Raw genomic sequence first — 555 nt, 5'->3', positions numbered from 1 at the left:
CTCGAGCAGGCGGCCAAGCTTGACCGCAATCCAAGTGTTCAACGGCACGTAGATGGCGACGGCGAGGAAGGCCAGCGCCGCGCTGCCATAACTGCCGAGGAACTCCAGTCCTTTGACCTCAACCGAGGACCCGATCAGACTTTCGCCGATAAAATAGAGCGAGGTCGCGACGCCCAGAACGCCCATGGCGAGACCGATCGCCCCGCCCGTCATGTCCTTGATCGATTCCTGGATGCGCTGGTCGATGTTGTCGGGTGCGACGATACCGCCAGCCGCCGAACCATGCTGAGCATGGAAGTGGGTATGATTGCCGTCGAGCAGGGCCTTGTTGAACTGGCTATTCAGCCAGCCGCGCCACTTTCGGTGCAGGGTTGCCGAGACAAGACCACGCACGCCGGTGAAGCCGGCATCCTTGAGCACGACCAGCAGCACAAGTATGCCGGCATTGGTCAGAATTGCCTTTAGCGGGCTGGTGTTGGCTGCATCGTGGAAAAAGGCGATAGAATTGCCCAGCTCGCCCAACGCCAGGGCAAACCAGACGCCGGCCTTGCTGGA

Annotated in this window: 1 pseudogene; it reads right to left on the bottom strand. The window is 60.9% G+C overall.

The features are described from left to right. Nucleotides 1-555 (bottom strand): annotated as a pseudogene (locus ACWTU8_RS32095) (ABC transporter ATP-binding protein/permease); the annotation flags it as partial.

It is taken from the genome of Mesorhizobium sp. BHbdii (assembly GCF_053848045.1).
The sequence above is the reverse complement of the archived record's forward strand: the minus strand, read 5'-3'. Positions and strand labels throughout refer to the sequence as shown.